This window comes from Streptomyces sp. NPDC002680, assembly GCF_042889145.1.
In the GTDB taxonomy this organism is placed as follows: domain Bacteria; phylum Actinomycetota; class Actinomycetes; order Streptomycetales; family Streptomycetaceae; genus Streptomyces; species Streptomyces adonidis.
In genome coordinates this window covers 376,484-389,170 of sequence record NZ_JBIAQP010000012.1, presented here as the reverse complement: position 1 = coordinate 389,170, position 12,687 = coordinate 376,484, and the positions used below count along the sequence as shown (strand labels likewise).

Genomic DNA, 12,687 nt, shown 5'->3' with positions numbered 1-12,687 from the left:
GGGAACGCAGGGCCGACATCCACGAAGCGTTCCTCAAACTCGCCTGCTGCCTCATCACCCACCGACAACTCGGATCATTGTGTTAGCCGTTCTTAGCGCCCCGGCAGCTTGAAGTGGGCGTACGGCGGATACGGTTTGAAGCAGATCAGCACCTCGAAGGGGTGCCCTCCGCCGTGTTGCTGGGTCAGTATTGGGAGTGCCGTCATCAGGGCCGAGCGGCCTTTGGCCACGCCTTTCTGGCGCGGGCCCCAGCCTGCCGCGTCGGCGAGGGACATGGCGGTCCCGGCGAAGACGTCCCGGCTGCCGAACAGGAAGAACGTTCGGGCGTGGGTGGCGTGCCGCAACTCGTCCCGGTGGTCGGCCCGTTCACAGCGGTCACGCCAGGAGGTGGCGTCCCGGGCGGTGCGTGCCTCGTCGGTGCGGACGGTCAGTGGAGTGCCGTTCACCAGCCTGCGCCGCAACTCGGGCCATTTGCTGGGGCGCAGGCCGAGCGTGTGGTGGGCCAGCACGAGGTCGACCGGCTCTCCGGTCCCCTCGTCCGGCGGGATGCTGTTGCGCAGCGGTACATGGACGATGGTGTGCCGGGAGTAGGCGGCGAAGGAGAACAGGCCCGCGAGCCGGTTCAGCCCGTCGTGGTCGCCGAGCAGAAAGCCGATGGGCTCGGGGGCGCGCAGTGAGGTGTGGCGAAGTGGCTGCCGGGGCTGGACGACACGATGCTCGCACGGCCCGGTCCGGGGCCTGAACTGGTGCAGCCTCAGCCGCATGTGGAGTCCCTCATGTCCGTACGATGACGGGCGGCGAGGCACCTGGGCAACAGAGTTTCACTCATCGCCGTCGGTCTCACGCGAGACTCTCGGTTTCCGAGTTGACCTCAAGGCGACCGACACATGTCCACTCGACCGGGACGACCGCCCGGAAGCGGGACCAGGACAGCCAGGCGCAGAAGAGCCGGGCCGGCCATTGCCGGTCCAAGTCGCCGCGCTCCGTCGGCAGCGGTCCCGTTTCCGCAGGCCGGTTCAGCCCTGTCAAGGGATGCCAGTACCCATTGGGTACTATTCCTCGATGACGAAGACATCGGACCTCTGTGACGACCCCAAGAGCGTCTACGCGGCCGCCTGCCCCTGCCGCGACATGCTGGACCTGCTCGCCAACAAGTGGAGCGCTCTCGCCCTGGGCGCACTGGAGGACGGGCCCCGGCGCTTCGGAGCACTGCGCGGCCAACTGCAGGGCGTGAGCCCCAAGGTCCTCACCCAGACGCTGCGCCGCCTGGAGGACCACGGCCTGATCAACCGCCGGATCTACGCCGAGGTGCCTCCCCGCGTCGAGTACAGCCTGACCCCGCTCGGCAAGGACGCCTGCGCCCCTCTTGCCCATCTGCGTACCTGGGTCGAGCAGAACATCGACCGGTTCCCCGACTCCGACTGACCTCACCTGGACACTTCCCGATGGGAAGTATGATCCCTTGAAGGTTACTACCTCCTGGTGGATACCTTGCGGCCATGGCCGCCGCCCCTCGTCGGCCCGCCCCGCAAGTCGAGGAGATCCATCATGAGTGAGAGCCGGAAGACGACGACGATGCCCGCCGTCGCCTACCGCAAGAGCCTGCCGATCGATGACGACGAGAGCCTCGTGGACGTCGAGCTGCCCGTGCCGCAGCCGGGTCCCCACGATCTGCTGGTCCAGGTGGAGGCTGTCGCGGTCAACCCCGTGGACTACAAGGTCCGGCAGAGCAACGACCCGGGCGGCGAACCCAAGGTGCTCGGCTGGGACGCCGCCGGCACGGTCGTCGCGGTCGGTGAGCTGGTGGAGTTGTTCGAGGTCGGCGACGAGGTCTTCTACGCCGGCGCGATCGACCGGCCGGGCACGAACGCGCGCTTCCACACCGTCGACGAGCGCATCGTCGGCCGGAAGCCGAACACCCTCTCCTTCACCGAGGCGGCGGCGCTGCCGCTGACCTCCCTGACCGCCTGGGAGGGCCTGTTCGAACGCCTGGGCCTGCGCGAGGACTCCCGGGAAGAGACCGGCACGCTGCTGGTGACCGCGGCGGCGGGCGGTGTCGGAGCCATGGTGGCCCAGCTGGCACGAGCCCTCACCGGTCTGACCGTGATCGGCACCGCCTCGCGCCCGGAGACCGTCGAGTTCGCCCGCCGGATGGGCGTGACGCACGTGGTCGACCACCATCGCCCGCTGTCGGCGCAGGTGACCGAGGTGGCGCCCGGCGGGGTGGACCACATCTTCAGCACCGTCGGTACGGACCGGAACCTCGCCGCCTACGCCGACATCCTGAAGCCGTTCGGCCGGCTGGTCGCCATCGACGACTTCGGGCCCGTGGAGATCGGCCTGCTGAAGTCGAAGAGCATCTCGTTCCACTGGGAACTCATGTTCACCCGCTCGCTGTACCGGACGCCGGACCAGGCGGCGCAGCACCGCATCCTCGGCGAGATCGCCCGGCTCGTCGACGCGGGCACCCTGCGCACCACGGCCACCCGGGACCTCGGCGTGATCAACGCCGCCCATCTGCGCGAGGCGCATCGGATCCTGGAGTCCGGCTCCGCCATCGGCAAAGTGACCCTCACCGGATTCTGAGCCTCCCGTGCGGGCGAGTCACGAGGCGACGGCGGACCCCGCACCGAGTGTCACCTGTCGCCGGGTGGGCATACGCAGGCGAGGTCATGCCCGCCGGCGTCGGCCGGAGTGGCGCACCGATCAGCCTCCGGCCAGGCTGACGGCAGACGTACCGGCACTCAGGACGGACACCCGCACAACGCACAAGGGGACTGGTTCCACATGCAGATCGACCTGACGGGACGCACCGCCCTGGTGACGGGCTCGACACAGGGCATCGGCGCGGCGATCGCCGCCGGACTCGCGCGCTCCGGCGCCCGGGTGGGGGTGAACGGCCGGGACGAGCGGCGGGTCGAGGAGGCCGTGGCGCGGCTGGCCAAGGAGGTGCCCGGTGCCTCCTTCGTGCCCGTTGCCGCCGACGTGGCGAACGAGGAGGGCGCGCGGCGCGTCCTGGAGGCGCTGCCGGAGATGGACATCCTCGTCAACAACCTCGGCATCTTCGGCTCCGCGGACCCGCTGGAGATCAGCGACGAGGAGTGGCGGCGCTATTTCGAGGTGAACGTGCTGGCCGCGGTACGGCTGACCCGTATGTATCTGCCGGGTATGACGGAGCGTGGCTGGGGCCGGATCCTGAACATCGCCAGCGACTCGGCGGTCGTCATCCCGGCCGAGATGATCCACTACGGCGTGTCCAAGACCGCGCTCCTCGCCGTCGGCCGCGGCTTCGCGAAGCAGGCGGCGGGCACGGGCGTGACGGTCAACTCGGTCATCGCCGGCCCCACCCACACGGGCGGCGTCGAGGACTTCGTCTACGAACTCGTCGACCGCGACCTGCCCTGGGACGAGGCCCAGCGCGAGTTCATGCGGAAGCACCGGCCGCAGTCCCTCCTGCAACGGCTGATCGAGCCCGAGGAGATCGCCAACATGGTCGTGTACCTCAGCTCCGAACAGGCTTCGGCCACCACGGGCGGAGCCCTGCGGGTCGACGGGGGATACGTCGACTCGATCCTGCCCTGACGGGGCAGCGCCCTGGCTTCCGCCAGGGCCTCGCTTCTTCTAGGGGCGGCCTGGCTTCTTTCAAAGGCTGGCGAGGGGTGTCTGCCCGGGAGGACTCCCGGGCAGACACCCCTCGGGTTCAGCTCGGCGTGTGACCGAACAGCTCCACCTCCGCGACCGCCACCTGCCACGAACGCTTCGACCTTCTCATCACCGACGCCTCGGGCCACACCTCGCTGACTCATCACCAGTTCGCCGCGCTCACAGCGGCGGGGCGGGAGCTCCGTCCGCGGCTCGGCGTGTGACCCGCCGGCCCGGCATGACCCGAACGGCAGGCCCCGGGGGCCAGCGGGTGTGCCCTCAGCCGGTGCTCCACTTCTGGTTGTCCCCGCCGGTGCAGCTCCACAGTTGCAGTTCCGCGCCGTTGCCGGTCACCTGGTCGGTGACGTCGACGCACTTGTCGGCCTGGGTGTTGACCAGGTCGTGCGCGGCGTTGAGCCTGAACCGCTGGGCCCCGGTGCCGTTGCAGGTGACGAGCTTGATCCAGGCGCCGTCCTCCCGTGAACCGCCGTCCACGTCCATGCACTTGCCCAGGGCGCGGACGGTCCCGTCCGACGAGAACTGCCACTTCTGGCGGGCGGCGCCCGTGCAGTCCCAGATCTGCAGGCGGGTGTGGTCCGCCGAACTGCCTCCGCTCACGTCGATGCAACGACCCGAGGCGTGGCCCCGTATCAGCACGCCCTGGACCACGTCGGTGTCGGCGTCGGAGCCGGTGTCTCCGGAACCGGCATCCGGAGCGGAGTCCTCGGACGAACTCCCGGTCTGCACCCCGCCGTTCTTGGTGTCGTTCGTGGAAGTGGGCGTCGTACCACCTGTGTTGTCGCCGGATGCCGGTGAACTGCCGTCCGGCGTCGGCCGCTCACCGGGCCGCTGGGTGACGTTCGTGGCATTGGCCTCCAGCGCGGAGGATCCTCCCGACGGCGAGGCGGAGCCGAACGAACCGGACGCGTCCGGGTTCTGCTCGCCGTCCACGGCCGTGTCCGATCCGGTACCGGCCGCCGCCGGGCGCCCCTCGCTGTCGCCGCCGCTCACGAGGAACACGGAGCCGACCAGCAGGACACCGACGCCGGTGCCGATGGCAGCCGCCAGCAGCATCTTGCGGTGCCGGGCGGACAGAAGCGCGGACCACCGGCTCGGAGCGGCAGTGACATCGGCGCGACGGCCGGCCGTGTCCCCGGTAGGAGCGTCGGGACGGTTGCCGGGCGCCGGGGTGTCCGGCGCGGCCTCCGTGAGTGCCGCGAACTCCGCCGCCGCCGCGGACATGGGCGGCGGGGGCACGGACTCCGGGTCGGGGACGGGTACGGCCCCGGGCTCGGAGGCGGCGGACCCGAGCGCGGCAGCCGCCTCGGCGATCGCCGAGGGCCCTCTGGATCGGCGTGGTAGGGCGGTCTGCTCGGGCCGGGCCGTGGCGGCCTCCGCCGTCGGATCCTCGGAGGAGGCCGTCATGTCGTCCTTCCGGTACTGGGGTTGGTGGATTCCCGCGCGGCCGGTGCGCCGTCGAGGTGTCGAGGACGTCGTGGCCGTGCGTGGTGGCCTGTGCTGGTTCGTGATGGCCTCGGGCGGGCACCGGCGATCGCCGTCCTCGCACCGTGGGCGATGTGCCCGAGGGCGATTCTGTCGTGTCCACGACCGCCTAGGCAAAGGGCGACACGCGGCGTCCGTCCGGTACCGGAAGCTCTCGGAGTTTCGCGCGCAGACAGTCGGCGTGGTCGAGCCGTTCGAGGATGTGCGGGGCCGCGGTCCACTCCACGCGCGCCAACTCCGGTCGCCCCGCGCTCAGATGGGTGTCGCCGAGCTGGCCCGGTTCGGTGGCAACGTCCGTGTGGGCGCCGAGGTCGAGTTCGGCCGCCTGCCGGGCCTCCAGTGCGGACAGCCGCAGTGCGCCGAGCCGCTCCCGCTGCACCTGCGCGTACTCACCCCGGATGCCGGCCGGCGCGGTGCCGCGCCACAGGCCGAGCGCGTCACGAAGGAGCCGCGCGGTGTCCTTGGCATCCCCCGCCCGACGAGACTGCTCGGCCTGGGCGACGAGGTCGCGAAAGGCGGCGACGTCGAGTTCTTCCGGCGAGACGCGCACCACGTATCCGTCGCCCATGGAACGGATCACGGACGGGTCGAGCCGATGCCGCAACCGGTGCACGTACGTACGTATGGAACCCGTGGCCGAGGCCACCGGCTCGGTCCCCCACACCGCGTCGACCAGCTCACCGACCCGCACCTGGGAGCCTTCCGCCAGCAGCAGCACCGCCCGCTGCTGGGGCGGCCCGAGGTCGACCTCGACGGTCCCACGCCACGCCCTGACCGGTCCCAGCACCGCGAACCGTACCTGCTCCCGCACCCAGATCTCCCGGTGAATCCCGACCCGGCACCAGGACCCCGAGCAACACGCACGACGCCAAACTCCTGAACCGGCCTGCTACCGCACTATGCAGACGGGTCTTGGAACGGACTTGGAACGCGGGAGCCACGGGCTGACAACGGGGGGCGTCCGACCTCGCCGCGGGCACGATCATCGGCCCACCGCCGATCCCTCCCGGTTCAGCGGATGGTCGTACCCTCCGCCTCGTCCAACAAGCCCAGTTCCTCCCGCGTAGGAAGGCCCTCCCAGTCCCCCCGGGTCGCGACCGCGAAGGCCGCGGTGGTGACGGCCCGGTGCAGCCGGGCCGGGATGTCCGCTCCGTCGAGGAGTCCGGACAGGTACCCCGCCACGAAGGCGTCGCCCGCGCCGACCAGATCGACGGCGTCGACCTGCCGTGCCGCGCGGTCGGTCGCCCCCTCGGCGGTGAAGCCGGTCGCGCCACGTGCGCCGCGCTTGACGACCACCTCGTCGACACCTGCGGCCAGGATGCTGTGCACGGCCTCGGATTCGCCCGCGCCGAGCCGTTCCTGCACGAGCGGCAGCTCGTCCTCGGAGGCGATGAGCAGGTCGGTGTGGGGCAGGAGCGGGCGCAAGGTCGTGCGGGCTAGGTCGGTGGTCCACAGTCGGGAGCGGTAGTTGACGTCGAGGCATACGGTGATGCCGGCCTCGCGCGCCGCCATGGCCGCGGCGAGCGTGGCCTCGGCCGCCGACGGACCGAGCGCCGGTGTGATGCCGGTCAGGTGCAGGACGCGGGATCCGGCGGCCAGCGCCGGCAGCACGTCGGCCGGTGAGACCGCCGAACCCGCCGAACCTGCGCGGTAGTAGCTGACACGCGTGAGCGTGCCCAGGCGGGGTTCGGTCAGCAGCAGGCCCGTTGGCCGACCAGCGTCGTCGACGACCGCGTGGTCGGTGTCGATGCCCTCGGCGCGCAGCGTACGCAGTACCAGCGCGCCGAGTTCGTCCGCGCCGACCCGCCCGGCCCAGCGCACCCGGTGCCCGAGCCGGGCAAGGCCGATCGCGACGTTGGACTCGGCTCCCGCGACGGACAGACCGAGGTTCCCGCCGAGCCGCAGCGCGCCCTGGGCCCGCAGCGCCGCCATGGTCTCGCCGAAGGTCACGACATCCGGCGAGGACTGGCGCCCCGGGGCCGTCACAACCCTTCCCCCGCCGCCAACTCGCCGAGCCGCAGCACCGCCACTGTCCCACCAAAGGTCACCACATCCGACGAGGACTGACGCCCCGAGGCCGTCACAACCCTTCCCCCGCCGCCAACTCGCCGAGCCGCAGCACCGCCACTGTCCCACCAAAGGTCACCACATCCGGAGGGGACTGGCCGACCGGAGTCGTCACGGCGTCTCCCCCTGCCGCCACCTTGCCGAACCGCAGCACTGCCATGGCCTCGCCGAAGGTCACCACGTCCGGCGAAGAGTGGGGACCCGGGGCCGTCACAGTGCCTCCCCCGCCGCCGCCACCTCGCGGAACTCGGCCACGCGGACGCGGAGTTGGCCCAGATCTCCGCCGTCAGCCGCGTCCCCGACGAGCGGTGAGCCGACGCCGACGGCGATCGCACCCCGGTCGAGATACTCACGGGCGGCCCGCGCGTCCACCCCGCCGACCGGCACGAAGGGCACCTCGGGGAAGGGGTCGCGCAGGGCCCGTAGATAGCCGGGGCCGCCCAGTGACCCGGGGAAGAGTTTGATCGCGGCGGCGCCCCGGGCGAGGGCGGCCTCGACCTCGGTCGGTGTCAGGGCGCCCATCAGCACGGGTACGCCGTACGGCTCAAGACCGTCGACCAGCGCCGGGGTGACCAGGTACGACGCGCCGGCCTCCACGGCGCAGGCGGCGTCCGTGGCCGAGCGAACGGTGCCGGCGCCGAGGAGTGCATCGGGGCCCAGGTCAGTGCGGGCCTGCCTGATGACAGTCAGGGCGTCGGCGGTGGTCAGTGAGACCTCGACGGCCGCGATGCCTTCCTCGGCGAGGGTACGTACGGTGCGCAGGGCCGCGCCGGGATCCTTGCCTCGCACGATCGCCAGCAGGCGGTGGGCCCGGAGCGATTCCACCAGGTTCATGGGAGCGGGCTCTCCTTCTGCTTCTGCGTGACGTGCCGGTTTCTGCTTCTGCTTCTGCTTCTGCGTGGGGGCCTGCCTGCCTCTCGCGACATCGTCATGATCTTCTCCCGGGTCACATGGGGCGCGTCAAGGGTTGGCAATGGTTTCCATATCGATCGGAATCGGCCATGTTCTTGACATTCATTTCCATCTACGGTGGCGCATGCCGGTCCGTCGCGTGCCGACCCGGCCCCCTGTGCATGCTGCTCTCGTGGAGGATCCATGTCCCCGTCCCCGTCCCGGCGTCTCGCCCTGATCACCGGCGCCTCGCTGGCCCTTCTCGCGGGGTGCGGCAGTTCGTCGGACTCCGGCGGTGACGGGAGCGGTGCGCAGGAACCGGTCGCCTCGTCGAAGGTCGCCGTGGTCGCCTCCACCAATGTGTACGGCGACATCGTCGAGCAGATAGGCGGCGCGAAGGTCGACGTCACGTCGATCATCAGCGATCCCGACCAGGACCCGCACTCCTACGAGGCCAACACCCAGAACCAGCTGGCGCTGTCCAAGGCCAAGCTCGTCATCGAGAACGGCGGCGGCTACGACGACTTCGTGGACCGCATGCTGAAGAGCAGCAACGCATCCGCCGAGGTCGTCAACGCCGTCAAGGTCTCCGGCAAGACCGCCCCGAAGGGCGGTGAGCTGAACGAGCACGTCTGGTACGACTTCCCGACCGTCGCGAAGATCGCTGACCGAATAGCCGCCGCCCTCGGCAAGGCCGACTCCGCCGACGCCGCCCTCTTCACCAAGAACGCCGAGGCATTCAAGACGAAGCTCACGGCGCTGGAGGCGAAGGAGGCCCAGATCAAGAAGGAGCACGCGGGCGAGGGCATTGCCATCACCGAGCCCGTGCCGCTCTATCTCACCAGCGCCAGCGGTCTGGTCAACAAGACGCCCGCAGCGTTCAGCGAGGCCATCGAGGAAGGCGACGACGTCTCCCCCCGGGTGCTTCAGGCCACGCTGGCGGTGTTCAGCGACAAGCAGGTCGCGGCGCTCGTCTACAACGAGCAGACCTCCGGCCCGCAGACCGAGAAGTCCAAGGCCGCGGCCAAGGCGGCCGACATTCCCGTCGTACCGGTGACCGAGACCCTGCCCGCCGGCAAGGACTATCTCGGCTGGATGACCTCCAACGTCGACGCGCTCGCGAGCGCGCTCGCCAAGTGAGCCGGCCCGCCCCGGAGGCGGTGATCAGCCTGCGCGGTGCCGAACTGTCGTACGGCGCCCGCGTGGTGTGGCAGGGCCTCGACCTGGACGTACGGCCGGGTGAGTTCCTGGCCGTGCTCGGGCCGAACGGCTCCGGCAAGACCAGTTTCGTACGGGCTCTGCTGGGCCGGCAGCCGCTGTCCGCCGGGACTCTGACCGTCCTCGGCGGCCCCGCTCGCGAGGCCGGCCGTCATCTCGGGTACGTCCCCCAGCAGGCGGAACTGTCCGCACAGGCCATGCTGCGGGCCCGCGATCTCGTGCGCTTCGGCATCGACGGGCACCGTTTCGGACCTCGGCTGCGCACCGGTGCCGTCCGCCACCGGGTCGACGAGATCCTCGCCTCGGTCGGGGCGTCGGCGTACGCCGACGTTCCCCTCGGCATGCTGTCCGGCGGCGAACGGCAGCGCGTCCGGATCGGGCAGGCCCTGGCGACCGACCCGCGCATCCTGCTCTGCGACGAGCCCCTGCTCTCCCTCGACCTGAACCACCAGCGGGCCGTCACCGAACTCGTGGACGCCCGCCGCCGCTCCCACGGCACGTCCGTGGTCTTCGTGACCCATGAGATCAACCCGGTGCTCGGCCTGGTCGACCGCGTGCTGTACCTCGCGCCGGGCGGCCACCGGGTCGGAACTCCGGAGGAGGTCCTGACCTCGGAGTCGCTGTCGCAGCTGTACGGCACCCGGGTCGACGTCCTCCGCGTCCAGGGCCGGGTCGTGGTCGTCGGCGCCCCCGACGGACCGGCCGCACCACCCCATCACACCGATCAGCCCGTTCACGAGACCGAGGAAGTACGCCGATGACGCTCGCCGAGGGGGTCTGGCACCAGATCTTCAGCTTCGAGAACTACGGCGAGCTGCTGGCCCTGGTCCGCAACTCCCTCATCGCGGGTGCCGCGCTCGGCCTCGTCGGCGGGCTGGCCGGGGTCTTCGTCATCATGCGGGATCTGCCCTTCGCGGTGCACGGCATCAGCGAGCTGTCCTTCGCGGGCGCCTCGGCGGCACTGCTGCTGGGCACGAACATCGTGGCGGGCTCGATCGTGGGGTCGCTCGTCGCGGCCGGTGCGATCGGGATCATGGGCGCGCGGGCCCGCGACCGCAATTCGGCGATCGGCATCCTCATGCCGTTCGGGCTCGGGCTCGGCGTGCTCTTCCTCGCTCTCTACAAGGGCCGGGCGGCCAACAAGTTCGGCCTGCTCACCGGGCAGATCGTCGCCGTCGACACCCCGCAGATGACCTGGCTCCTTGGCACCTCCGCCCTGGTTCTGGTGGTCCTGGCCGTCATCTGGCGGCCGTTGACCTTCGCCAGCGCGGACCCGGACGTCGCCGCGGCCCGTGGTGTGCCGGTGCGCGGGCTGTCCTTCGCCTTCATGATCGTGCTCGGGCTGACCGTCGCCCTGTCGGTCCAGGTCGTCGGCGCGCTGCTGGTCCTGACCCTGGTCGTCACCCCGGCCGCGGCCGCCGCCCGCGTCACCGCGTCCCCGGTGCTGCTGCCGCTGCTCAGCGTGGTCTTCGCCGTGCTGTCCATCGAGGGCGGCATCCTGCTGGCCCTGGGCAGCTCCATCCCCATCAGCCCGTACGTCACCACCATCTCGTTCGGCATCTACGCGCTGTGCCGCCTCGCGGGCGCCTACCGCACCCGGCGCTGGGGAGACCGGAGGCCGGTCCCGCAGCCCGCCTGACACACAGCGGCCTCACAACACCGGCACTTGTCACTCACGGACGAACCCCGGTCCCGCAGGACTCATCTCCCGCACACAGAAAGGTGATTGGCCCGGTCCGCTCCTCCGGCGCTGCCATATTCGAAAGCCACTTCGGAGGTGGCTGTGACGCTAGAGGCGACAACATCCTGGGCGACGCACGTGCCCGACCGCACCGCCGACCGCATCACCGTTCTGGAGAGCCGTCGGGCGCGGGCGCTCACGGAGGGCGGGCCGAGAAGACGCGGGGAGTACGGCGCCCGTGAGCGGATCGATCTGCTGCTGGACGAGGGCTCGTTCACCGAGACCGGGCAGTTCGTCCGGGCGCGGCCCACCGGTGACGGTGCCCGGCGCCCGTACGGAGACGGGGTGGTCACCGGGCACGGCACGGTCGACGGCCGTCCCGTCTGTGTGTTCGCCCAGGACTCCACGGTGTTCGGCGGGAGCATGGGCGAGGCCTTCGGGGAGAAGACGATCGCCCTGATGGACCTGGCGATGAAGACCGGCTGCCCGGTGATCGGCCTCAACGACGGCGGCGGCGCCCGCATTCAGGAGGGCGTCACCTCGCTCGCCCTCTACGCCGAGCTGGTACGCCGCAACGTGCAGGCCTCCGGGGTCATCCCCCAACTCTCGGTCGTCCTCGGCCCCTGTGCGGGTGGGGCCGCGTACTCGCCGGCCATCACCGACTTCACCGTGATGGTCGACGGCGCCTCGCACATGTTCGTCACCGGGCCCGATGTCATCGAGGCGGTCACCGGGGAGCGCACTAGCGCCGAGGACCTGGGCGGCGCCCGCACCAGCAACTCCGTCAACGGCAACGCCCACTTCCTCGCCGCCGACGAAGTGGAGGCCCTCGACACCGTACGCGACCTGCTGTCGTACCTGCCCGCCAACAACCTGGAGCGGCCCCCGCAGTACACGCCCACGCCGCCGCCCGCCGATGTCAGTCTCGACGAGGTCGTGCCGGACCGGCTCGGGCAGGCCTACGACATGCGGGACATCCTGCGCGCGGTCGTCGACGGGGGTGAACTGCTGGAGATCCAGGAGCTGTTCGCGCCGAACATCATCTGCGCACTGGCTCTCGTCGAGGGCTCCTCCGTCGGTGTCGTCGCCAACCAGCCGCTCCACGCGGCCGGTGTCCTGGACATCGACGCCTCCGAGAAGGCCGCGCGCTTCGTGCGGTTCTGCGACGCGTTCGGTATCCCGCTGCTGACCTTCGCCGACGTCCCCGGCTATCTGTCCGGCGTCCGCCAGGAGCAGGCCGGGATCATCCGGCGCGGCGCCAAACTGCTGTACGCGTACGCCGAGGCGACCGTCCCGAAGGTGACGGTGGTGGTGCGCAAGGCGTACGGCGGCGGGTACGCGGTGATGGGCTCCAAGCATCTCGGCGCCGACATCAACCTCGCCTGGCCCACCGCCCGGATCGCCGTCATGGGCGCCGAGGGCGCGGTGGGCATCCTGCACCGGCGCGAACTGGCCGCCGCAGACGATCCGGAGGCGCTGCGGGCCACTCTCGTCGCCGCGTACGAGAGTACGTACGGAACGCCCTATCTGGCCGCCGAACGCGGGTACGTCGACGCCGTGATCGCCCCGCGCGACACCCGCGCGCACATCGTCCGCGCCCTGCGCGCCCTGCGCGGAAAGCGCGCCCCGATGCCGACGCGCAGACATGGCAACATCCCCCTCTGAGCTGTCTGATCTCTCTGAGA

At 70.8% G+C, this 12,687-nt stretch carries 13 protein-coding genes; 7 read left to right on the top strand and 6 right to left on the bottom strand.

Features of this window, described 5'->3' with window-relative positions; all coding sequences use genetic code 11:
• Window positions 1-92 precede the first annotated feature (92 nt).
• Entirely contained in the window at window positions 93-764 is a 672-nt protein-coding gene (locus ACFYXF_RS31110; protein WP_389354551.1) for a hypothetical protein, read from the bottom strand.
• Window positions 765-1,062: 298 nt separating this feature from the next.
• On the opposite strand from ACFYXF_RS31110, the gene ACFYXF_RS31105 reads away from it, so the two are divergent.
• The 3 genes from ACFYXF_RS31105 (at window position 1,063) to ACFYXF_RS31095 (ending at window position 3,582) form a co-directional block, all read left to right on the top strand.
• Window positions 1,063-1,425 (top strand): winged helix-turn-helix transcriptional regulator, encoded by a 363-nt coding sequence (locus tag ACFYXF_RS31105; protein ID WP_389354549.1) that lies wholly within the window; start codon window positions 1,063-1,065, stop codon window positions 1,423-1,425.
• A gap of 150 nt (window positions 1,426-1,575) precedes the next feature.
• Window positions 1,576-2,586, top strand: coding sequence for a zinc-binding alcohol dehydrogenase family protein (locus ACFYXF_RS31100; protein ID WP_389354581.1), 1,011 nt, complete (start codon window positions 1,576-1,578; stop codon window positions 2,584-2,586).
• 201 nt (window positions 2,587-2,787) lie between these two features.
• A complete protein-coding gene (locus ACFYXF_RS31095; RefSeq protein ID WP_389354547.1) occupies window positions 2,788-3,582 on the top strand; it encodes an SDR family NAD(P)-dependent oxidoreductase in 795 nt (264 codons plus the stop codon).
• 339 nt (window positions 3,583-3,921) lie between these two features.
• Here ACFYXF_RS31095 and ACFYXF_RS31090 read toward each other — a convergent pair whose 3' ends face one another.
• The 5 genes from ACFYXF_RS31090 to ACFYXF_RS31070 all read right to left on the bottom strand — a co-directional run bounded on the left by ACFYXF_RS31090 (window position 3,922) and on the right by ACFYXF_RS31070 (window position 8,046).
• Window positions 3,922-5,067 carry a ricin-type beta-trefoil lectin domain protein gene (locus ACFYXF_RS31090; protein ID WP_389354545.1) on the bottom strand — a complete coding sequence of 382 codons (1,146 nt, stop codon included), beginning with the start codon at window positions 5,065-5,067 and terminating at the stop codon, window positions 3,922-3,924.
• Window positions 5,068-5,254: 187 nt separating this feature from the next.
• On the bottom strand, window positions 5,255-5,956 hold the full coding sequence (locus ACFYXF_RS31085) for a BTAD domain-containing putative transcriptional regulator (RefSeq protein WP_389354543.1): 702 nt from the start codon (window positions 5,954-5,956) through the stop codon (window positions 5,255-5,257).
• 200 nt (window positions 5,957-6,156) lie between these two features.
• Window positions 6,157-7,077, bottom strand: coding sequence for a sugar kinase (locus ACFYXF_RS31080; RefSeq protein WP_389354579.1), 921 nt, complete (start codon window positions 7,075-7,077; stop codon window positions 6,157-6,159).
• Between the two features lie 148 nt (window positions 7,078-7,225).
• A complete protein-coding gene (locus tag ACFYXF_RS31075; protein WP_389354541.1) occupies window positions 7,226-7,426 on the bottom strand; it encodes a hypothetical protein in 201 nt (66 codons plus the stop codon).
• Window positions 7,423-8,046: a bifunctional 4-hydroxy-2-oxoglutarate aldolase/2-dehydro-3-deoxy-phosphogluconate aldolase gene (locus ACFYXF_RS31070; RefSeq protein WP_389354540.1), complete on the bottom strand. Its 624-nt coding sequence runs from the start codon at window positions 8,044-8,046 to the stop codon at window positions 7,423-7,425. Before ACFYXF_RS31070 ends, ACFYXF_RS31075 begins: the two co-directional genes overlap by 4 nt.
• Before the next feature lie 261 nt (window positions 8,047-8,307).
• Here ACFYXF_RS31070 and ACFYXF_RS31065 point away from each other — a divergent pair, with 261 nt between their 5' ends.
• The 4 genes from ACFYXF_RS31065 (at window position 8,308) to ACFYXF_RS31050 (ending at window position 12,667) form a co-directional block, all read left to right on the top strand.
• The gene (locus tag ACFYXF_RS31065) at window positions 8,308-9,243 is read left to right on the top strand and encodes a metal ABC transporter solute-binding protein, Zn/Mn family (RefSeq protein WP_389354538.1); all 936 of its coding nucleotides are present in this window, start codon (window positions 8,308-8,310) and stop codon (window positions 9,241-9,243) included.
• Window positions 9,240-10,082 carry a metal ABC transporter ATP-binding protein gene (locus tag ACFYXF_RS31060; protein ID WP_389354536.1) on the top strand — a complete coding sequence of 281 codons (843 nt, stop codon included), beginning with the start codon at window positions 9,240-9,242 and terminating at the stop codon, window positions 10,080-10,082. Before ACFYXF_RS31065 ends, ACFYXF_RS31060 begins: the two co-directional genes overlap by 4 nt.
• A complete protein-coding gene (locus ACFYXF_RS31055; RefSeq protein ID WP_389354535.1) occupies window positions 10,079-10,960 on the top strand; it encodes a metal ABC transporter permease in 882 nt (293 codons plus the stop codon). The genes ACFYXF_RS31060 and ACFYXF_RS31055 overlap by 4 nt, the downstream gene beginning before the upstream one ends.
• Before the next feature lie 144 nt (window positions 10,961-11,104).
• On the top strand, window positions 11,105-12,667 hold the full coding sequence (locus ACFYXF_RS31050; protein WP_389354577.1) for an acyl-CoA carboxylase subunit beta: 1,563 nt from the start codon (window positions 11,105-11,107) through the stop codon (window positions 12,665-12,667).
• The last annotated feature ends 20 nt before the right edge of the window (window positions 12,668-12,687 follow it).